Here is an 18,263-nt window from a genome sequence, read left to right as displayed (position 1 = left end):
GCTGCCCCGCCCCTGATTTCCCCCGACCACAGCGAGACATGGATATCAAACGCACCATACTCTGGGTCATCTTCTCGATGTCCCTCGTGCTGCTCTACGACAACTGGCAGCGCGCCAACGGTCATCAGTCGATGTTCTTCCCCAGCGCGACGCAGCAGGCAGCGCCGGCCTCCGCCGCAGCCGCCCAGGCCGCGCAGAACGACGTGCCCAAGGCAAGCAACGGCGCCGCCGCGCCTGGCGCGCCGGCTGCCGCCCCCGCGGCCGCGGCCCAGCCGAGCGGCGAGAAGATCGTGGTGAGCACCGATGTGATCCGTGCCCAGATCGATACCGCCGGCGGCATCGTCTCGCGCCTGGAGCTGCTGGATCACCACGAGCACGACGGCGAGCCCGTGGTGCTGTTCGAGCGCGACCAGACCCGCACCTATATGGCCCGCTCCGGCCTGATCGGCGGCGACCTGCCCAACCACACCACGGTGTTCACGGCGACCCCGGGTCCGCGCGGCCTGGACGGCTCGGACAAGGTGGAGCTGACGCTGACGGCCGAGAAGGATGGGGTCAAGCTGGCCAAGACCTACATCTTCCGCAAGGGCAGCTACGTCATCGACACCCGCTTCGCCGTCACCAACGACAGCGGCAAGCCGATCTCGCCGACGCTGTACATGGAACTGACGCGCGACGGCAGCAAGGTCGAGCAGTCGCAGTTCTATAGCACCTTCACCGGCCCGGCCATCTACACCGACGCCGACAAGTACCACAAGATCAAGTTCGAGGACATCGCCAAGGGCAAGGCTTCGGTACCGGCGGCCAGCAACAACGGCTGGGTGGCGATGGTGCAGCATTACTTTGCCTCGGCCTGGATCCCGCAGACCGGCAAGGACCACAGCTACTACGTCGAGGCCATCGACAACAACCTGTTCCGCGTGGGCGTGCAGCAGCCGCTGGGCCAGGTTGCCCCGGGTGCCACGGTGACCACCGATGCGCGCCTGTTCGCCGGCCCGCAGGAAGAGCGCATGCTCGAGAAGATCACCCCGGGTCTGGAACTGGTGAAGGACTATGGCTGGCTGACCATCCTGGCCAAGCCGATCTTCTGGCTGCTGGAGAAGATCCACGGCATCCTGGGCAACTGGGGCTGGGCGATCATCGCGCTGACGGTGCTGATCAAGCTGGTGTTCTTCCCGCTGTCGGCGGCGAGCTACAAGTCCATGGGCAAGATGAAGGACCTGCAGCCCCGCATGACCGCGATGCGCGAACGCCTGAAGGGCGATCCGCAGAAGATGAACCAGGAGATGATGGCGCTGTACCGCACCGAGAAGGTCAACCCGCTCGGCGGCTGCCTGCCCATCGTGATCCAGATCCCGGTGTTCATCGCGCTGTACTGGGTGCTGCTGTCGTCCGTGGAAATGCGCGGCGCGCCGTGGCTGGGCTGGATCCATGACCTGTCGCTGCCGGATCCGTTCTACATCCTGCCGGTGCTGATGGCGGTGTCGATGTTCGTGCAGACCAAGCTGAACCCGACCCCGCCGGACCCGGTGCAGGCCAAGGTCATGATGATCATGCCGCTGGTGTTCTCGTTCATGTTCTTCTTCTTCCCGGCCGGCCTGGTGATGTACTGGGTGACGAACAACGTGCTGTCGATCGCCCAGCAATGGCAGATCAACCGCATGCTCGGCAAGAACAAGGCGAAGACCGCCGCGATCGCCAAGAGCTGAGGTTGAAGCTGTAGTCATGTAGTTGGCGCTGGCGGGTTGCGAACCTGCTGGCGGAAAAAAGCCCGGTGCATTGCACCGGGCTTTTTTTTGGCTTCGCCGATATGCGGGGGGAATGAAGGTCGCTTGTCGGCCCCTGGCGGGCATCTGCCGGGCGTCATCCAGGCGTCATCCGGGTGTTGCCAGCCAAAGCGCCGTCGCCTTACCGCACGGCGCTGGTGTCGCAAGCCTCAGAATCCTTTGAGGGCGTGACGTACCAGCAGGGCCGACAGGACGAGCATGGTCATGCCGATCAGGCCATCCAGCACCTGCCAGGCCCTCGCCCGGGCGAACCAGGGCGCCAGCCAGCGCGCGCCAAACCCCAGAAGCACAAACCAGAACAGGCTGCCCGAGCTTGCGCCCGCCACGAACCAGCCACGTAGCGCCGCTGGCTGCTGGGCACCGATGCTCCCCACCAGCAGCACCGTATCAAGGTAGACATGCGGGTTGAGCAGCGTGAAGGCAGCCGCCTGAGCCAAGGCGGCGCCCCGGCTGAGACCGTCCCCGCCCACGGAGGCTTTCAATTGGTGGGCATGCCGCGCGCGTCGCAGCGCCTGCCATCCATATACCGCCAGGAAGAGGGCACCGGCCAGCGCCAGTGCACGCGCAAGGGCCGGGCGCTCCCCCAAGGCCTGGGCCATACCCAGGACACCGGCCGCAATCAGCAGCGCGTCCCCCATGGCGCAGAACAGCACGATGCTGCCCACATGTTCACGGCGCAGACCCTGGCGCAGCACGAATGCGTTCTGCGCGCCGATGGCCACGATGAGCCCCAGGCTCAGGGCCAGGCCCTGGAGGGAAACGGATAAAGCGAGCGAAGCGGTGGCAAGCGAGGTAGTCATGGGTTGAGCTTGCCCGCACTCGCGAATGAAGACAAACTACTTCTCCTTCATTTGATTTAGCTGGCCTTATCCGATGCTGGATTACTCCGCTTTGTCTGCATTGGCTGCCGTGGTTCGAGAGGGCAGCTTCGAGCGTGCCGCCCGCGCGCTCCATGTCACGCCATCGGCGATTTCGCAGCGTATCCGGCTGCTGGAGGAGCGCGTGGGCTGCGCGCTGGTCGTGCGCGACCAGCCCTGCCGGGCCACGGAGACGGGACGGCGACTGTGCCAGCACGTTGACCATGTGCGGCTGCTCGAGCAGGAATTGCAAGGCGCGCTACCGACGCTTGCGCCGCAGGGGATTGCCCGGGTAGCGCTGCCGATTGCGGTGAATGCCGACAGCCTGGCCACCTGGCTCGCCCCGGCCATCGCTGCTTTCGGTGCGGAAAACCCCGTGTTGATGGCGGTGGCGGTGGATGACCAGGACCACACCACCGAGTGGTTGCGCAGCGGCGCGGTGCTGGCCGCCGTGACCGCCACGGCCCGTCCTGCCGCTGGCTGCAATAGCCGCCCGTTGGGTTCGATGCGCTACCTGGCGGCCGCCAGCCCGGCGTTCGTGCAACGCTATTTCGCCGACGGCGTGGGGGCTGGCAGTCTGGCGACGGCGCCCAGCCTGCTGTTCAACGCCAAAGATGAATTGCAGGCGCGCTGGGCACGGCGCTTGTGCCATCGGCATGTGGAGCTTCCCCGCCACACGCTGCCTTCGTCCCAGGCCTTTGTGGCGGCGGCTGTGGCTGGCATGGGCTGGGGCCTCCATCCACAGGCGCTGATCGCCCCTCATCTTGAGGACGGCTCACTGGTCGAGCTGGTGCCGAACACCCCGCTGGACGTATCGCTTCACTGGCAACACGCACGGGCGGCGTCAGCGCTGCTCGATGGTTTGAGCCGCGAGGTTCTGGCCGCCGCCCGTTCTGCCCTGCTACCGCCCTGACTTGCGTGAAGCCAGACGCTGGCGGCGTGCAATCAGGCTACTGGCAAGTGGCAAATGGCAACGCCTACGCCAATCGCAGATCCCACAACACATCAAGTACGTGTTGCGTGGAACGCTCGACGTAGCCCGCACGATGTGCAATGCCGAGCCGACGCCACAACGCCGGGCGCAGCGGACGCATGACAATGCGACTATCGGGTAATGGCGTGGTGGCCTCATGGGGCAACAGCGCTGCGCCGTAGCCTGCCGCTACCAGGCTCTTGATCGCGTCGTTGTAGTTGAGCTGGATGCGCGGCGCGGGATGGTGCCCCCCGCTCGCGAACCACTCCGCAGTCAGACGCGAGAGCCGCGTGGTCGCGTCATTGAGAATGAGAGGTTGGGCGGCGAGCCATTCAGGCGTGACGCGGGCCGGACACCGCCAATGCGCCGGCACAAAGGCCATCACGGGGTCGCGGCGCCAGGGCTTTATCACGAGTCCGGCCACCGGGGGCTGAGGCAGTGCGACCAGCCCGACATCCAGCGTTCCATCCGCCAGCCGGGACAGCGTTTCATGCGAAGTGAGTACGGCAACCTGGATGTCGATAGCGGGATGGTGCTGGCGCAGCACCTCAAGCGCTTGCGGCAACAGGTGCGCGAGCACGCCCGTCGACGCACCGACCCGCGCGCGCCCTTCGAGCCCCTGCACCTGGCGTTGAATATCGTCCAACGCCTGCTCCGCATCGGCCAGCAGTCGACGCGCGCGCTCCACCAGCACCTCGCCTATCGCCGACGGCCTGACATGTCCGCGCTTGCGTGACAGCAGTGGAGCCCCGATGCGGTCTTCGAGTTCAGCGATGTGGAGGCTGACCGTTGGCGGCGCCAGGTGCAATGCACGCGCCGCATCGGCAAATGAGCCACGGTCGGTAATGGCGACCAGAGTGCGCAAACGGTCCAGGCTGATCTCTCGCATGTCGGCGTCCAGATTCAGAAAAACTGAATATTCACGTTATGAAATACAACTTTCTCTATTCTAGCGGTCCATGGAACATAGGGGCTCGTTGTACTTGTTACAACCCACAGCCACCGGAGTATTCCACGTATGCGCTCTCCCCTTGTTTTCATCGACGGCGACCAAGGCACCACCGGGTTGCAAATCCACGAACGGCTGCGCAACCGGACCGACCTTAGACTGTTCACGCTTGCCGCCGCGGAACGCAAGGATGCGCGGCGTCGCGCAGAAGCCATCAACGCCTGCGACATCGCCATCCTCTGTTTGCCTGATGCCGCCGCGCGCGAGGCAGTGGACGCCATTGTCAATCCTGCCGTCAGAGTCATCGACGCAAGTTCCGCCCACCGCACGCAGCCGGACTGGACATACGGCTTTCCGGAAATGGCGCCGGGACAGGCCGAGCGCATCGCGAACGCACGTCGGGTCACCAATCCCGGTTGCTATCCGACCGGTGCCATTGGCTTGCTGCGTCCCCTGATGCAGGCTGGGCTCATACCAGGCAACTACCCGATCAGCATTCATGCGGTGTCCGGCTACTCCGGACGCGGGCGGGCCGGCGTGGAGGAACATGAGGGGCAGGGTGCCGTCAACGCGCCTTCATACCAGGTATATGGCCTGGAACTCGCGCACAAGCACACCCCGGAGATCCAGCAGCACGCCGGGCTCGCGCAGCGTCCCATCTTCGTCCCTGCGTATGGTGCGTTCCGCCAGGGCATCGTGCTGACGGTGCCCTTGGCGTTGCGGCTGCTGGCACCCGACGTGGATGGCGCCACGTTACACGCATGCCTCGCGCGCCACTATGCCGAGGCGGCCCACGTACGCGTCTTGCCGCTGCACGAATCCTGCGCCTTGAAGCACCTGGACCCGCAAGCGCTGAACGGTACGAACGACATGCGCCTGAGCGTATTTCCCAACGTGGAACACGGACACGTCCTGCTGTCCGCGGTGTTCGATAATCTCGGCAAAGGCGCATCCGGCGCTGCGGTTCAGAACCTGAACCTGATGCTCACGCAGCAATAGTGGCCGATGCCCGCGCTTGCTGCGGGCATCGCTTCAGGCGAGGTCCAGCACGCTCATGGTGGCGTTGAAGCGGCTGACCAGCACCGCCTCGCCATGCACGCTGGCAAACACATCGGCCTCCACCACGATGATGCTGCGGCCGGACTTGAGCACATCCGCGCGGCAGGTCAGGCGCTCGGTGCGGGCGGCGCGGAGCAGGTTGATCTTGAACTCGGCGGTGACCACGTGGCGCCCGGTGTCGAGCATGGTGGTGGCCGCGGCGCCGGCGGTGTGATCCGCCATGGTGGCCTGCACCCCGGCATGCACGATGCCGCCGTGCTGCAGGTGGCGCGGGGTGACCAGCAGCTCGCTCTCGCACCAGCCAGGTCCGCAATCCACGAGACGGATGCCGATGTCCGTGACAAAGGCGGCCTCGCGAAAACCGGCTTCGATGGTGTCCCGCAGCAAACGCCGCTCTTGTTCGGTGGACATGGGCTTCTCCTCGCACTGCATGGGTGGTCGGGTACTGGTTGGGGTGGCCATGGCGGCCGGGCCACCAACGAACGGCCCGCGCAATGCCCCATGCGCATTGCAGCGCGAAGCGGGCGCGATGTCAACGAGTGCCGCGGCGATCACGCGCAATCGCGTCAAGGGGGTGCGGCGCAACCGGCACAATCGCCTACACTGGATAGACATGCCCTGAAACCACGCCATGCGCGCCGTCAATTCCATCCGGTTGCACCCTCGCATGCGAGCCCTCGATGCCTTCATCGCGCTCGGTGACGAGGGATTGGTCGCCATCGCCGACCTGCTCGACGCCCTGCACCGGCGCGACCATCCCGACGACGTGCACGAGCTGCGGGTGGCGGTGCGGCATCTGCGCGCCGTTTGCTGGGCGTTCGGCCCGGTCCTGCCCAGGACCATGCGCGCGCGCTGGCAGGCGTGCCTGCGCCAACTGGCACGGGCCGCCAGCGAGGTGCGCGACTGGGATGTGTTTATCGCCGAGACGTTGCAGCCCGCGCTGGACCTGCAGCCGGAAGATCCTGTGCTGGCCGCCGTGCGCGACGTCGCGGTCACCCGCCGCCACGCCGTGCGCGAGACCATGGTGGCGCAGCTGGCCGAATACCAGCGCTGGCCGCTGCCCGTGCTGCACCGCGACCTCACGCATCTGGGCGGCAACCCGCGGAGCGCGCGCGCCGCCGCGCGCGCCCGCCTGGGCGAGTTCGCGCCGCGCAGGGTAAGCCGCGCAGACAAGCGGGTGAGGGCGCTGGCGCGTGCGGCGAAGCCAGGGGACCTGGAGCGCGTGCATCGCTACCGCATCGGCAGCAAGCGGCTGCGCTATGTCATCGAGTCCCTGATGCCGGTACTGCCCAAGCGCCAGGGCAAGCGCCTGCACCGCAAGCTGGTCAGGCGCCAGCGCAAGCTGGGGAACCTGGTCGACGGCGCGGTGGCGCGCCGCCTGATGGCGCAATGCCTGGACATGGCTGCGGCGGATGCGCCCGCGGCGGATCGATCTGCGACAATATCGCCATGACTTCTTTCCAGCCTCGTTCCGCCTCCGCTGCCCACGCCACGCCCATCGCCGCCATCGCTACCGCGCCCGGACGCGGCGGCATCGGCGTGGTGCGGGTGTCCGGCCCCGATGTCAGCGCGATCGCGCATGCCGTGTGCGGCCAGGCGCTCAAGCCGCGCCATGCCACCTACCTGCCCTTCCTCGACGCCCACGGCAAGACCATCGACCATGGCCTGGCGCTGTACTTCCCGGCGCCGCACTCCTACACCGGCGAGGAGGTGCTGGAGCTGCAGGGCCATGGCGGCCCGGTGGTGATGCAGATGCTGCTGGCGCGCTGCCTGGAAGCGGGCCGCGACATCGGCCTGCGCCTGGCCGAGCCCGGCGAGTTCACGCGCCGCGCCTTCCTCAACGACAAGCTCGACCTGGCCCAGGCGGAAGCCGTGGCCGACCTGATCGAAGCCAGCACGGAAGCGGCCGCGCGCTCGGCGGCGCGCTCCATGGAGGGCGTGTTCTCGCAGGCCATCCGCGCACTGGTGGAGCAGGTGATCCACCTGCGCATGCTGGTGGAGGCCACGCTGGATTTTCCCGAGGAAGAGATCGACTTCCTCGAAGCCTCCAACGCGCGCGGCCAGCTCGCGGCGATCCGTGATGCGCTTAGCGGCGTGCTGGCGCAGGCCAGGCAAGGCTCGCTGCTGCGCGAGGGCTTGTCGGTGGTGCTGGCGGGGCAGCCCAATGTGGGCAAGTCATCGCTGCTCAACGCGCTGGCCGGCGCGGAACTGGCCATCGTCACGCCGATCCCCGGCACCACGCGCGACCGCGTGCGCGAGACCATCCAGATCGAAGGCATCCCGCTGCATATCATCGACACCGCCGGCCTGCGCGAGGACGCCTCCGACGAAGTCGAGCGCATCGGCATCGAGCGCACCTGGGACGCAGTACGCCGCGCCGACCTGGTGCTGCACCTGGTGGACGCCGCGGACTACGTGCGGCACGGCCTGTCTGAAATCGACGACGCCATCGACGACCGCCTCTCCGGCCACCTGCCGCCGGGCTCGCCGATCCTGCGCGTGGTCAACAAGATCGACCTGGCGCCGAAGGTGGGCGAGGTGCACTTTGGCGCAAACCGACCGCACGTGGTGGCGGCCAACGGCCCCAACCCGGCCGAGGTATGGATCTCGGCGCGCACCGGCGCCGGCATCGACCTGCTGCGCGGGCAGCTGCTGCGCCTGGTGGGCTGGCAATCCGGCAACGAAGGCGCCTTCCTCGCGCGCGAACGGCACCTGACCGCGCTGCGCAACGCGCAATCCCACCTGGACCTGGCCAACGAACGCGCGGAACAGCAGGCGCAAGCGCTGGACCTGTTCGCCGAAGAGCTGCGGCTGGCGCAGGATCACCTGAACAGCATCACCGGCGAGTTCACCAGCGACGATTTGCTGGGGACGATCTTTACGCGGTTCTGCATCGGAAAGTAACGGCCGGCCCATGCACCCGGCGTTCGCTACGCCTGCACAGCCGCCGCACCAACGCTGCCCGTACGCGGTAAACGGGATTCGGCATGCAGCGGCAGCCGAAGGCCTGACGTCCGAGTCAGGCGCGACGGTCAAGGAGCATGTGAAAATCCCGCGGGGTACCCGCCCGATGCATCTGGAGCAACGGCGCGGCGCGCTTCACGCCAGGTGAATCGCTTTCTCGCGGGCATGCTGCCGTGAATGTCCGGCTTTCCCGTTCCTAGTCATCGTGGCCGTGGCCGTGACCGTGGCCACGGTCATGATCGTGGCCTCGGCCATGGTCATGATCGCCTTCATGGTCATGCCAGTCATCGCGGTCGCGGCCACGGTGGTGATCTTCCCATTCCCGGCGCTCCCAATACCGGCGACCGTCGTAATACCTTTCCCCGTACCAGCCGGGCGCGATAACCACCGGGGCCGGGGCCACCACGACAGGGGCCGGGATGCCAATGCTGATGCCGACGTCGACAGCGTGCGCGGCGCTCGAAAGCCCGATGCCAAGGGCGGCAAGCATGGATGCCAGGACGGGATACTTCATGGGTTGCTCCAAAAGAGGGATGCGACAAGCCGCAAGTACAGGTAACAGTTGGCTTGCGGTCATGGCCGCCGGTTTGGCCGCGCAAGCGCAAGCGCCATCCTCTCCATTAGTGCGAAGCCCCGCCTTGCCGTTGACATGCCGGCCGCTGCAACGTGGAAATTGACCATTGTTTTTTGGATGCGCGGATAGCCTGCTGCTGGATGTGTCTGTTCCGCCGCGCGAAAGCACGGCCGGGCCGACACTATCTGGCATGGCGTGGCGCGCACTTCCGAATCAAGGGCACAGCCCTTCGGATGCACTCCACGCCTGGGACGCCGCCGATCAGCACCCGCGCGAAGGACGCTCCGGTACGGCAGGAAGAACGGTGGGGAGACGCATTGGCATCAGGTGCGCCAATGGTAATGACGCGGGCGGCGATGCTGTACCGCACCATGCGGCGGGCGGCGGGCATGGTGAAAGATCGCGCGGATCGCGAATACATACACCATCAGCACCATCAGCACCATCAGCGCGGCAACGATCAGCGTGAGGGTTGTCATGGAAGCGCCTCCCTATTGAGACGGATAGCGGGATATGCGATGCCGGCTGGCGTCTGCTGCCTACCGGCCGTGACCGCCGCCGTGGCCGCCGCCATGGCCCTCGCCGCCGCGGCCTTCTCCGTGGCCCCCGCCGTGACCGTGGCCTTCGCCGCGGCCCTCGCCGTGGCCGCCATGGTGTCCGCCGCGATGACCGTCACCACCGAAGAAGAAGCCACCGCCATAGAAGCCGGGCCACCAGCCATAGTCGTAGTAGTAGGGATCGCCGGCGTAGTAGGGCTCGTAGGGGTAGTAGCCCAGGTCACCGGCCGAAGGCTGGTAAGGGTAATAGGGGGAATAGGCGTCGTAGGCGGGCTCGGTCACGCAGCCAGCCAGTGGCACGCACACTGCCGCGCAGATAGTGAGGGTTCGGATACGTGTGTTCATCGATGTACCCCGTCCGTCCAGACTATTAGACAGCAATGCCTGTGCAGCATTCCCGCCGGGCCGATCCGCTCATCGCGCCAACGGGCAGGGAGGGCAGGGGACAAAAAGAAGCCCGCCGGATGGGCGGGCCGATGCGATGCGCGTTACCGCGCTCAGTGCCGATGGATCAGATGGTCGAACCAGGCGCGTACCGAGTGTTCCTGCGCCGACAGTAGCGTCGGATCCCTTTCGCGGAGCACCCAGACAACGAGCGCGCATAACGCCAGTCCGATGAGCAGGACGACTAGTGAGGCAACCATGGCAGCCTCCTGACAGAGTGGCCATATAAGCAGTGTAGGCCGCGCTGCTGCCGGTCGCGAGACAGGCGATGAAAAGAAGCCCCCGATACGGAACAGAGGGGCTCGCGGCCCCTCGTGTTTCTTGCATCTCGTCCCTGGCCGGTTGCCTGGTCATCCGATCGGCCGGCGATCCGGTCGCCAGGGGTATCGGGCCTCAGGCATCGTGCGTCGGGACAGGGCTCATTGGCCGATCTGCTTGCTCACCGCGTTTTCCTGCTGGTTGATGGCACGCTGATCGGCACGGGTGATGTGGCCGCCATCGTGGCTTGCCATCGTGCGTTCTTCCTTGCGGATCTGGCGGTCTTCGCGATGCAGCCTGGCGGCCTGGCCGCGGGAGACTTCACCTTCCTTGACCTCGTTGTGGATGCGCTTGTCCTGATTGGCCAGGCGAGCGTTGACCTGCTCGCGGCGCGGATGGGTCTTGTCCCAGTGCGTCTCTGCGGCCATTGCACCGCCAGCCATGCCTGCGGCCAGAATGGCGACGGCCAGGCTTCCGATCAGTTTGCGCGAAGTGAACATAGTGAGCTCCCGTGTCTGTTAGTGCCCGGCAGGATTGGCCGCGCATGAGCCAGTAACGCCACCGGTTCGGGCGGCGATGACGACGAGCGGGGAGCGCTTTGTAACGATATGTTCGGCCGCGCCGGGCACTTTGGCGCGCCCGGATTCACACATGTAGTGCCGCAAGCACAGCGAGCACGCCACCGAGCGCGCCGATGCCATACGATGCGAACTGCAGCCACCTGCGCCGCGTCAGCAGCGTGATTGCCGCCATGGCGATGGCGACCTGCAGCGCCACCACCGACTGCGCCCAGCGGTGGTGATGGTGCACGGCTTGCTCGCTGGCCTGGTCCGCATCCCGTGCCGCCTGTTCCTGCGCCTCCGCCTTCTGGCGGACCTGCTCCTTCTCGGCGGCATAGCGCCGGGCTTCCCGCCTGGCCGCCTCGTGATCGACCCCGGGCAGTTGCGCCGTCAGTTCGGCGATCGCTTCCTTCTGTCCCTTGGCCTGGTAGTAAGCCCATTGATTGGCGGCTTCGGTCTTGTGGATGGCGGCTTCGTTCTTCAGCAGCAGCGCTTCGTTCTGCGTAGCGCCGCCCTGGTAGCCGAACACCGCGCCGGCGGTCGACAGGATGGCTGTCATGACGGCGATCCTGCCGGCCAGGCGATCGGATTGCGCCGACTCCGCGGCATGGTCAAGTACGTCGTCGTGCACGCCGCGCACCTCGAACTCTTCGGACATCGCCGCGTCTCCCCCTCGGAAAAAGTGTCTTGTGTTCCTGCCTGCGTTCCACGGCGGCAGTCTCGCCGGGCTTTCGTTCAGCCCGCCTTGTATCCCGGCAGGCCGCTGGCCAGGCTGCTCTTTGCCAGCAACAGGCCGGCCTTCACGGCCGCCTGGAAGTTGGCCTGCAGATCCTCGATGGCGATGCCGCGGCGGAAAAAGTCCGCCCAGACAAACTCGGCAAACGCCGTCGGCGTCTTGTCGTAGCCGCCCGCGTCGCGCACGTAGCCGGCCAGGGATCGATAGGGATCGTCGAGCAGTTTCTCGAGATGGCCGGGGATAAGCGAGTAGACGTGCCGCACGCCTTGCTGATCGAGCGGGTGGACCCACAGGTGCTGGTCCATCTCCTTCCAGAAGGCCGCCATATCGCTGGCCGACAGGTCTGCCTCCACCGTGAAATAGCCGCTGGTGACGCCCGCCTCCAATGCGGCGCGCCCGAGATGATGGTGGTCGGTGATGAAGAGCTTTCCCCCCGGCCCCGTCACCGCCGGTATCGGATGGGCCTGCATGAACGCCTGCTGTTCCTTGGCGCTCAGCGAGGCGAGGTGCTTTTTCTTGTCCTGGACTTCGATCATGCCCACCGTGAGCTGGGTCGGGTGGAGGTCATGAATCAAGGCTTCTTGGATCTTCGGCATTTTGCTTCTCCATGCTTTCTTGCCCCGGCGCGCCCCGGGCGGCTTTCGGGCTGGTGCTTGCGTACTGCGGTGCTGCCGCTGATACCGGCCAGCCCGCTTTCCCGATCTTCGTACCAAGATTAGTACACATTCCGGGCTACGCTTTGGCTTGCGGCTTCCGCCCGCCGGGCGGCGTTGTCCTGATCTGCCAGGCTCCTATACTGGTCGTGTCGGTAGCGCGCGAAATCCGCACTCTCCACTGCTACGGGCAGGCCCGCACGGCAGCCTGCCCGCAAGCCATGATAAGCATGCCGTGCGGCAAGACAGGAATCGGGGCGCCGGATACCGTATCCGGCGCCAGGGCGAATGTGCGCGTGGCGCCATGATCGGCCCGGATTCCGGCAAGGAGAATGTCATGGCCAACGCTCAAGGACAACTCGTCTCCACCTTGAACCACCTGATCGAGGTGGGCAAGGACGGCGAACTCAGTTGCATGACCGGCGCTCGCGAGGTGCATAACCCCGAGATACGCGCCATCCTCACGGGCACGGCGGAAACCTGCCGCGCCTCGGTGCTGGAGCTCAAGGCGCTGGTGAGCGCGCTGGGGGCGGAGCCGCGCGACCGCGGCAGCATGGGCGGCTCGCTGCATCGCGGCTGGATGGAGGTGCTGCATATGATCGCGCCGCATAACGACGATGCCGTGCTGCAACTCTGCGAACGCGACGAGGAAACCGCCAGGCGGGAGTACCAGTCCGCGCTGACGAAGGAGATGCCCGCCGATGTGCGCGCCGTGGTGCAGCGCCAGTATGAAGGCATCCAGTGGCATCACGACCGCATCCACGCGATGCGCGGCATGCAGATCCACTAAGGCAAGCCCGCTTCGATACGCTGGCACAGGCGCCGCCCGAGGGCGGCGCCGGGGAACGGCCGGGCCGTTTCCCTTTGCTTTTCCTTTTCCTATACCTTTGCCTTTGCCTTTGCCTTTACCAGACGAACGGTATCAGCCGGTAGCGCACCCGCGCGGCGTACGCGGCGTAGCCATCGAGGCCACGCAGCAGTTCGCGGTCTTCCATCGCCGTGCGCAAGACGATGGCGCCGTCGAGCGCCAGCGATGCGGCAAGGCCGTACCACGAGCCGAGCACCAGTGCGTTGGCCGGCAGGAATACCAGCGCGGCGGCGTACAGCGGATGACGGATCACGGCGTAGGGGCCGCTTGAAATCACGCGATGCCCGCGCTCGGCCTGGATCCTGACAACGGGCGCCAGGAAGGTGTTTTCATGCAGCACGCGGTCGATCATGCGATACGACAGCAGCAGCAGCACGGCGCCCGCGCCTTGCAGCCACAGCGGCATCGCCGACCAGCGCAGCCGCACGGCATCCACGCCCATCAGTACCAGCCAGGCGCACCACGCCACGCTCAGGGCCAGCATGAAGATCTTGTCCCAGAGCGGCTGGCCGGCCTGGAGCGGCATTTTCATGCGCTCGGCAAGCAGCGCGGGATCATGCCGCGCGAGGCGCAGGGTCGCCCATATCCCGCAGCCGAAAAACAGGATGAGGTAGGCCCAGCCGGCAGGCCAGCGCAGCGTGCCCGCACCGCCGAACAGCAGCCCCGCGAAAACCAGCGCCTCCACCCCCAGCGCGAACCACACCTTGATGCCCATGGGACCTGCCTCCTGGCCGTCCTGCCGCAACGATGAATCGCATGCTGCGGCATGCCAACCGCTACAATGGGCCGTTTCAGCGAACGAGCCCCTGCCATGACCGATTATCCGCGCTTTACCCTCAATCGCTCGCTCGTCGTGCTGGTGCCGCAGCAGCCCTTCTTCGAATGGATCATGGCGGTGGATACCGACCCGGTGCCCACGCTCACCCTCGAGCATGTACGCGAGGACCAGAGCGTGTTCCTGGTGCCGGACGAAGTCTCCACCTCGCCGGAAGCGGTGTTGTGGGTGGAACAGCGCTGGCGCGCGTTCTTCGAATTCATGCTCGGCGAGTGGTTCGACGAAAGCTTGTGGCCCGAAAAACTGACGCTGCAGCAATTCCGCGACTGGTTCACCGTGCAGCACCACTCGATGGTGTTCGACATGGCGCCCGATACCCCGGTCGAACACGAGGACTGGGAAGAGGAAGAGGACGAGGGCGATGCCGGCCTGCGGCACCTCCACTGAGACCGGCACCGCAAGCCCCGGTCCCGCCGCTTCGCCGCGGCGTGCCTGAAGTCCGCCCGATCGCCCTGAAAGTGCTCGAAACTGCCCACGCGGAATACCGTGCGGCACGCATCCCGGGCTGTGGACAAGTCTGTGGAGAAGACCGAACAACTCTGTGGGCAAAGCTGTGGGCAACTTTTCCGGCGCCGCCGCCGGGCCCCGGAAAGCGGCGCTGGCCTTGGCCACAGGCGGGCTGGCGGCCGGGCGGGCCAGCCCGGCCCACGGCACCGGCAACGCGGATCGCCCACGGGCGGCGGCCTATTTTTATCGCAGGAACCCCCCAATGCTGAACCGTACCCAACAGATCCTGATCGCCGGCGTCGCCGTGGCCGTCCTCGGCATGCTCTGGTTCACCGGCAACCATGAAGCGCAGCTGGACGACCCGGCTCCCGCCGACGCGGCGGCCCAGCCGGCCAGCATCGTGCGCGGCGTGCCCCGCAACGGTACGCTGGACCCGATCAGCATCGATCCGGCGCGCTCCATGGACGAGCTGCCGCAATACCAGGCCGACGCCCTCGTCGACGACTACCAGGCCAATCCGGGCGAGGCCGACGACCGTTACCGGGGCCGCTATTTCATCGTGGAAGGGGTAGCCAGCGGCGTGCGGCGCGAGGACAGCGACAAGGTCTTCCTCGATATCCGCACCAACAGCCCGAAACTGGCGGTGCGCGCCAGGCTGCTGCCGCAGCAGATCTGCGGGCCGGCCGGGCGCACCTGCGAAGTGGAAGCGCGCGCCACCATGGTCCGGCGCGGGCAGAAAGTCGCGGTCGAATGCACCGGCGCCGGCCAGGTGGATGGCTCGCCCCTGCTGGAAGACTGCCTGGTGCGCGGCGGCGCCAACTGAGCAACCGAGCGCGCTGGCTTGCCCTCCTGCTTGTTGTGTATGGCCGTATATAGCCGGAAGCGGGCCAGGCGCGCTACCGGCGGCGGCTTCCGGCGAGACTCCGAGCCCCGAAAACCCTGACTCCACACCGATATTTCGCATGCAGACCCTGCTTTCCGTGCTGGCCCTGACCATCCTGATCGTCACCGTGGTGGGACTGGTGACGCCGCCCTTTATCAGCAACGCCTTCCTGAAAGGCCGCCCGGTGGGACGCCTGCAGATCCTGCTGGTGGGCGTGTTCCTTGCCGCCATCTGCCTGGTGGCGGTGGGCACGATGGCGAGCGGGGGGCCGGCGGCCCGCTGAGGGAAAGCAGCCGGACCAAGCCGGCAGGATGCGCCAAGACCAACGCAAAACGATGCCACGTGGCCCGTACCGGGCCTACTTTGTTGGCGATGCGCCAGCCAGCCGCCACAAGAAGCAAAGCCAACGGCTTTATCCTGCGCCACCGCACCGCAAAGCGCCTCCCAAACCTCTTGTAGGACACGTCCCACAGCAAGATCGGCGCCCCGTCGACATTGCGCGGCCCCGGCGCTGCGTATTCTTCCATCACGATACGAACAAACGTCAACGAGCGACATCGGGCCGGGCGTCCCGCCGGACGCAGTCCGCGCCGAACATCGAATCATGAAGGAATACAGCATTCCGGGCAGTATGGCCGCGCCCCAAGCCCTGGCACTGGCCAGCATCCTCGCCGTCACCCGCCGCGAGTGGCAGTTGGCTGGCGCCGGGCGGATTGGCAGCAATACAGTCCACCACGACGGCCGGAAAGCCGGCGCCCCCGGCTCCCGACCGCGGCAGCGCCGCCGCGACCAGCTTGCGCAGCGCGCCGCGCGCGCCTTCGAAGCCCAGATCATGGCGCTGCGCTGCCGTCAGGCATTCGTTGCCTGAGCCGGGCGCCGCGCCGCGCAACTGCGGCCTGGGTCGCAAACGTGGTGTCCAAGGGAAATTCCCCCTCTGGCCAGCCTCCCGGCTGGCTTCTTTTTTTCCTGGCGCGGCGCCGCCGTGGGCCGAGCGCGCCGCCGGACCCGTTTCCCCGCTCTGTTCCACCGATTGCCGGCGCCGCGATGGCCCTAAAGTTGGCGGGCACGCCTGCCGGCGACAGGGTTCGACCCGCCAGGCGCGCCGCCACGGCACACGCCGGGCAGGTCCGCCAGCGCCGGGGTGCGTTCGGCACCCTTGCAGCAGCGATCCAGGAGCATCATGAAAAAAGCATTGCTAGCCGCAGCCGCCAGCCTAGGCTTGCTGGCCACCGGCTGCGCCACTTACCAGTCCGTCGTTCCGGTCGACCGCGGCGACCGCATCGCCTCCATGCAGCCGGCCGACGGCACGCTGTTCTGCGTGATCAGCAACCCGGTCGGCAACGCCTACGTGGAAGCCTTGCGCGATTCGGTACAGCAGCGCGGCTTTGAGTTCAAGGCGCTGCCGCCCGGTTCCTCGGTCGCTTCATGCCCCTATACCGCCACTTTTTTCACGCAGCGGCTGTCATACTGGCGCGATTTCCTGGGCTCGGCGGAGATCATCGTTTATGTCAACGGCGAGCGCGCGGGCAAGGCGTACTACGATGCGCTGCGCAGTGCCGGCGGCCTCAACCTGAGCAACCTGGTGCCGCCGGAGATGAAGATCGAGGAACTGGTCGAGCAACTGCTGCCCGGCATGCGGCCGAAGTCCGCCACTGCCGGTGCCGGCGGCGCGGGAGCCACTCCCGCCGCGCCCGTCTAGGCGCCGCACGCTCCCGCAAAGGCAGGACGCTAGGGACTGCCGCCGACCGGACGGTCAGCCCACCAGCTGACCCAGCCGCACCACGGTCACGCCCGGGCGCAGTTGCCGCAGCGACGGCATCACCAGCACGCAGTCCGGATACGGCGTCACCACCGGCTCGCCGTCGCGCCAGCCGATCACGGTGCCAGCCTCGGCAAAGGTCTCCAGCCCGGTGTACGGACCGGCAAAGCGGAAATCCATGCTGCTGGCGACCACCGGCTCGGTCACGCGTACCACCCGCTGCGGGTGCAGGGGCCGCAGCCAGCCGGCGGGCACGTCGGCCTCGTCGATCACGCCGGCGTTGAGCAGGAAACGCGCGGTGCTGTCCTTCGCCACGCCCACGGCAGCGGCCTCCCAGTGCTGGCCGCACTCGATCAGCAAGGCGTTCTTCGGGCTGGCGGGATCGCCGAAGCCTTCGTAGTCGCGCATGCGGCGGCCTTCGGGATGGCCTTCATCGACGATCACATTGGCCGGCGCGCCCACGGCGCGTGCCAGCGCGATACCCTTGTCGAGCGGGCCGGACACGATCAGCGGCAGGCTCTTCTCATGCATGGAGTGCAGGTCGAGCAACAGGTCCACGGTGTCGATGAGCGGGCGCATGGCGCGGGCGCGGCGCAGCTCGGACGAATCGCGGCTGCCGTCGTCGAGCACGGCCGCGGTCCACACGCGGTTGAAATCCTGGTCCACGTAGCGCGAGGCATCCGGGCGGGTGGGGTCGAAGGCGTGATACGCGTCGACGTTGGCAAAGGCCAGCGTCAGGCTGCCGCGGCGCGGGCGCAGGCCGAGGTCCAGCAGCGCCTTGACGGTGATGGCGCCGCACACCTCATTGCCGTGGGTGAGCGCATTGACCATCACGTGGGGGCCCGGCACGCCGCTGTCGAAGGTGTGGACGTAGGGCACGCCGCCGGTGCCGGCGGCGTAGGGGCGGATATCGGGGAACGCGACTTCAACCGGGTAGGCGTCGAAGCTGGGGACAGTGGGGATCATGGCTGTGGGTCGGCAAGGTTGCCGCTGGTGTCAGGTATATCGGGTATCGGGGATGGTGCCAGGCGGCGGCCGCGGCCGTGGCGACGATCGTGCATGCGGGCGCCGCCGCTTGCGACAAGCAAATGGTACGCCTG

22 protein-coding genes are annotated in these 18,263 nt (G+C 66.8%); 11 read left to right on the top strand and 11 right to left on the bottom strand.

What is annotated here, in order from left to right; genetic code table 11:
* The first annotated feature begins 38 nt into the window (after nt 1-38).
* Nucleotides 39-1,709: a membrane protein insertase YidC gene (gene yidC, locus P3W85_RS08150; RefSeq protein ID WP_276264399.1), complete on the top strand. Its 1,671-nt coding sequence runs from the start codon at nt 39-41 to the stop codon at nt 1,707-1,709.
* A 227-nt stretch (nt 1,710-1,936) separates the two neighbouring features.
* Here the strand turns inward: yidC and P3W85_RS08145 are convergent, their stop codons facing one another.
* A complete protein-coding gene (locus P3W85_RS08145) occupies nt 1,937-2,587 on the bottom strand; it encodes a LysE/ArgO family amino acid transporter (RefSeq protein ID WP_276264397.1) in 651 nt (216 codons plus the stop codon).
* 73 nt (nt 2,588-2,660) lie between these two features.
* Between P3W85_RS08145 and P3W85_RS08140 the strand changes: the two genes are divergently transcribed.
* Nucleotides 2,661-3,557 carry a LysR family transcriptional regulator ArgP gene (locus tag P3W85_RS08140; protein ID WP_276264396.1) on the top strand — a complete coding sequence of 299 codons (897 nt, stop codon included), beginning with the start codon at nt 2,661-2,663 and terminating at the stop codon, nt 3,555-3,557.
* 64 nt (nt 3,558-3,621) lie between these two features.
* Here the strand turns inward: P3W85_RS08140 and P3W85_RS08135 are convergent, their stop codons facing one another.
* Entirely contained in the window at nt 3,622-4,506 is an 885-nt protein-coding gene (locus P3W85_RS08135) for a LysR family transcriptional regulator (protein WP_017225460.1), read from the bottom strand.
* 129 nt (nt 4,507-4,635) lie between these two features.
* Between P3W85_RS08135 and argC the strand changes: the two genes are divergently transcribed.
* Complete coding sequence (gene argC, locus P3W85_RS08130) at nt 4,636-5,565, top strand: N-acetyl-gamma-glutamyl-phosphate reductase (RefSeq protein WP_276264395.1); 930 nt, start codon at nt 4,636-4,638, stop codon at nt 5,563-5,565.
* Nucleotides 5,566-5,598: 33 nt separating this feature from the next.
* Here the strand turns inward: argC and P3W85_RS08125 are convergent, their stop codons facing one another.
* On the bottom strand, nt 5,599-6,036 hold the full coding sequence (locus P3W85_RS08125; protein ID WP_017225462.1) for a PaaI family thioesterase: 438 nt from the start codon (nt 6,034-6,036) through the stop codon (nt 5,599-5,601).
* 256 nt (nt 6,037-6,292) lie between these two features.
* On the opposite strand from P3W85_RS08125, the gene P3W85_RS08120 reads away from it, so the two are divergent.
* A complete protein-coding gene (locus P3W85_RS08120) occupies nt 6,293-7,078 on the top strand; it encodes a CHAD domain-containing protein (protein WP_276264394.1) in 786 nt (261 codons plus the stop codon).
* Complete coding sequence (gene mnmE, locus P3W85_RS08115; protein WP_276264393.1) at nt 7,075-8,529, top strand: tRNA uridine-5-carboxymethylaminomethyl(34) synthesis GTPase MnmE; 1,455 nt, start codon at nt 7,075-7,077, stop codon at nt 8,527-8,529. Before P3W85_RS08120 ends, mnmE begins: the two co-directional genes overlap by 4 nt.
* Before the next feature lie 256 nt (nt 8,530-8,785).
* On the opposite strand, the gene P3W85_RS08110 is transcribed toward mnmE, so the two are convergent.
* The 6 genes from P3W85_RS08110 to P3W85_RS08085 form a co-directional block, all read right to left on the bottom strand.
* The gene (locus tag P3W85_RS08110) at nt 8,786-9,103 is read right to left on the bottom strand and encodes a hypothetical protein (protein ID WP_276264392.1); all 318 of its coding nucleotides are present in this window, start codon (nt 9,101-9,103) and stop codon (nt 8,786-8,788) included.
* A gap of 383 nt (nt 9,104-9,486) precedes the next feature.
* Nucleotides 9,487-9,642, bottom strand: a complete 156-nt coding sequence (locus P3W85_RS08105) for a hypothetical protein (protein ID WP_276264391.1) — start codon at nt 9,640-9,642, stop codon at nt 9,487-9,489.
* A 60-nt stretch (nt 9,643-9,702) separates the two neighbouring features.
* Nucleotides 9,703-10,065, bottom strand: a complete 363-nt coding sequence (locus P3W85_RS08100) for a hypothetical protein (RefSeq protein ID WP_063637407.1) — start codon at nt 10,063-10,065, stop codon at nt 9,703-9,705.
* A 518-nt stretch (nt 10,066-10,583) separates the two neighbouring features.
* On the bottom strand, nt 10,584-10,922 hold the full coding sequence (locus P3W85_RS08095; protein ID WP_430869514.1) for a hypothetical protein: 339 nt from the start codon (nt 10,920-10,922) through the stop codon (nt 10,584-10,586).
* 145 nt (nt 10,923-11,067) lie between these two features.
* Nucleotides 11,068-11,640 carry a DUF4337 domain-containing protein gene (locus P3W85_RS08090; RefSeq protein ID WP_276264390.1) on the bottom strand — a complete coding sequence of 191 codons (573 nt, stop codon included), beginning with the start codon at nt 11,638-11,640 and terminating at the stop codon, nt 11,068-11,070.
* Between the two features lie 77 nt (nt 11,641-11,717).
* Nucleotides 11,718-12,314 (bottom strand): ParB-like protein, encoded by a 597-nt coding sequence (locus P3W85_RS08085; RefSeq protein WP_276264389.1) that lies wholly within the window; start codon nt 12,312-12,314, stop codon nt 11,718-11,720.
* 394 nt (nt 12,315-12,708) lie between these two features.
* On the opposite strand from P3W85_RS08085, the gene P3W85_RS08080 reads away from it, so the two are divergent.
* The gene (locus tag P3W85_RS08080; protein ID WP_035813052.1) at nt 12,709-13,161 is read left to right on the top strand and encodes a PA2169 family four-helix-bundle protein; all 453 of its coding nucleotides are present in this window, start codon (nt 12,709-12,711) and stop codon (nt 13,159-13,161) included.
* A gap of 115 nt (nt 13,162-13,276) precedes the next feature.
* Here P3W85_RS08080 and P3W85_RS08075 read toward each other — a convergent pair whose 3' ends face one another.
* Nucleotides 13,277-13,954, bottom strand: coding sequence for a methyltransferase family protein (locus P3W85_RS08075; RefSeq protein ID WP_017227904.1), 678 nt, complete (start codon nt 13,952-13,954; stop codon nt 13,277-13,279).
* A gap of 96 nt (nt 13,955-14,050) precedes the next feature.
* On the opposite strand from P3W85_RS08075, the gene P3W85_RS08070 reads away from it, so the two are divergent.
* The 5 genes from P3W85_RS08070 (at nt 14,051) to P3W85_RS08050 (ending at nt 17,103) form a co-directional block, all read left to right on the top strand.
* Nucleotides 14,051-14,461: a hypothetical protein gene (locus P3W85_RS08070; protein ID WP_035813055.1), complete on the top strand. Its 411-nt coding sequence runs from the start codon at nt 14,051-14,053 to the stop codon at nt 14,459-14,461.
* Between the two features lie 322 nt (nt 14,462-14,783).
* A complete protein-coding gene (locus P3W85_RS08065; protein WP_035813058.1) occupies nt 14,784-15,344 on the top strand; it encodes an OB-fold putative lipoprotein in 561 nt (186 codons plus the stop codon).
* A gap of 139 nt (nt 15,345-15,483) precedes the next feature.
* Nucleotides 15,484-15,687, top strand: a complete 204-nt coding sequence (locus tag P3W85_RS08060; RefSeq protein ID WP_276264388.1) for a hypothetical protein — start codon at nt 15,484-15,486, stop codon at nt 15,685-15,687.
* Nucleotides 15,688-16,008: 321 nt separating this feature from the next.
* Nucleotides 16,009-16,272, top strand: coding sequence for a hypothetical protein (locus P3W85_RS08055; protein ID WP_276264387.1), 264 nt, complete (start codon nt 16,009-16,011; stop codon nt 16,270-16,272).
* Between the two features lie 312 nt (nt 16,273-16,584).
* Nucleotides 16,585-17,103, top strand: a complete 519-nt coding sequence (locus P3W85_RS08050) for an Sbal_3080 family lipoprotein (RefSeq protein ID WP_276264386.1) — start codon at nt 16,585-16,587, stop codon at nt 17,101-17,103.
* A gap of 54 nt (nt 17,104-17,157) precedes the next feature.
* On the opposite strand, the gene P3W85_RS08045 is transcribed toward P3W85_RS08050, so the two are convergent.
* A complete protein-coding gene (locus P3W85_RS08045) occupies nt 17,158-18,129 on the bottom strand; it encodes a M14 family metallopeptidase (RefSeq protein WP_276264385.1) in 972 nt (323 codons plus the stop codon).
* Between the last annotated feature and the right edge of the window lie 134 nt (nt 18,130-18,263).

The sequence above is a fragment of the Cupriavidus basilensis genome, assembly GCF_029335485.1.
In the GTDB taxonomy this organism is placed as follows: domain Bacteria; phylum Pseudomonadota; class Gammaproteobacteria; order Burkholderiales; family Burkholderiaceae; genus Cupriavidus; species Cupriavidus basilensis_E.
The sequence above is the reverse complement of the archived record's forward strand: the minus strand, read 5'-3'. Positions and strand labels throughout refer to the sequence as shown.

Excerpts from the sequence above, each read along its gene's own strand:
- yidC (WP_276264399.1), top strand. The coding sequence starts at position 39 with ATGGATATCAAACGCACCATACTCTGGGTCATCTTCTCGATGTCCCTC.
- P3W85_RS08145 (WP_276264397.1), bottom strand. The coding sequence starts at position 2,587 with ATGACTACCTCGCTTGCCACCGCTTCGCTCGCTTTATCCGTTTCCCTC.
- P3W85_RS08140 (WP_276264396.1), top strand. The coding sequence starts at position 2,661 with ATGCTGGATTACTCCGCTTTGTCTGCATTGGCTGCCGTGGTTCGAGAG.
- P3W85_RS08135 (WP_017225460.1), bottom strand. The coding sequence starts at position 4,506 with ATGCGAGAGATCAGCCTGGACCGTTTGCGCACTCTGGTCGCCATTACC.
- argC (WP_276264395.1), top strand. The coding sequence starts at position 4,636 with ATGCGCTCTCCCCTTGTTTTCATCGACGGCGACCAAGGCACCACCGGG.
- P3W85_RS08125 (WP_017225462.1), bottom strand. The coding sequence starts at position 6,036 with ATGTCCACCGAACAAGAGCGGCGTTTGCTGCGGGACACCATCGAAGCC.
- P3W85_RS08120 (WP_276264394.1), top strand. The coding sequence starts at position 6,293 with ATGCGAGCCCTCGATGCCTTCATCGCGCTCGGTGACGAGGGATTGGTC.
- mnmE (WP_276264393.1), top strand. The coding sequence starts at position 7,075 with ATGACTTCTTTCCAGCCTCGTTCCGCCTCCGCTGCCCACGCCACGCCC.
- P3W85_RS08110 (WP_276264392.1), bottom strand. The coding sequence starts at position 9,103 with ATGAAGTATCCCGTCCTGGCATCCATGCTTGCCGCCCTTGGCATCGGG.
- P3W85_RS08105 (WP_276264391.1), bottom strand. The coding sequence starts at position 9,642 with ATGACAACCCTCACGCTGATCGTTGCCGCGCTGATGGTGCTGATGGTG.
- P3W85_RS08100 (WP_063637407.1), bottom strand. The coding sequence starts at position 10,065 with ATGAACACACGTATCCGAACCCTCACTATCTGCGCGGCAGTGTGCGTG.
- P3W85_RS08095 (WP_430869514.1), bottom strand. The coding sequence starts at position 10,922 with ATGTTCACTTCGCGCAAACTGATCGGAAGCCTGGCCGTCGCCATTCTG.
- P3W85_RS08090 (WP_276264390.1), bottom strand. The coding sequence starts at position 11,640 with ATGTCCGAAGAGTTCGAGGTGCGCGGCGTGCACGACGACGTACTTGAC.
- P3W85_RS08085 (WP_276264389.1), bottom strand. The coding sequence starts at position 12,314 with ATGCCGAAGATCCAAGAAGCCTTGATTCATGACCTCCACCCGACCCAG.
- P3W85_RS08080 (WP_035813052.1), top strand. The coding sequence starts at position 12,709 with ATGGCCAACGCTCAAGGACAACTCGTCTCCACCTTGAACCACCTGATC.
- P3W85_RS08075 (WP_017227904.1), bottom strand. The coding sequence starts at position 13,954 with ATGGGCATCAAGGTGTGGTTCGCGCTGGGGGTGGAGGCGCTGGTTTTC.
- P3W85_RS08070 (WP_035813055.1), top strand. The coding sequence starts at position 14,051 with ATGACCGATTATCCGCGCTTTACCCTCAATCGCTCGCTCGTCGTGCTG.
- P3W85_RS08065 (WP_035813058.1), top strand. The coding sequence starts at position 14,784 with ATGCTGAACCGTACCCAACAGATCCTGATCGCCGGCGTCGCCGTGGCC.
- P3W85_RS08060 (WP_276264388.1), top strand. The coding sequence starts at position 15,484 with ATGCAGACCCTGCTTTCCGTGCTGGCCCTGACCATCCTGATCGTCACC.
- P3W85_RS08055 (WP_276264387.1), top strand. The coding sequence starts at position 16,009 with ATGAAGGAATACAGCATTCCGGGCAGTATGGCCGCGCCCCAAGCCCTG.
- P3W85_RS08050 (WP_276264386.1), top strand. The coding sequence starts at position 16,585 with ATGAAAAAAGCATTGCTAGCCGCAGCCGCCAGCCTAGGCTTGCTGGCC.
- P3W85_RS08045 (WP_276264385.1), bottom strand. The coding sequence starts at position 18,129 with ATGATCCCCACTGTCCCCAGCTTCGACGCCTACCCGGTTGAAGTCGCG.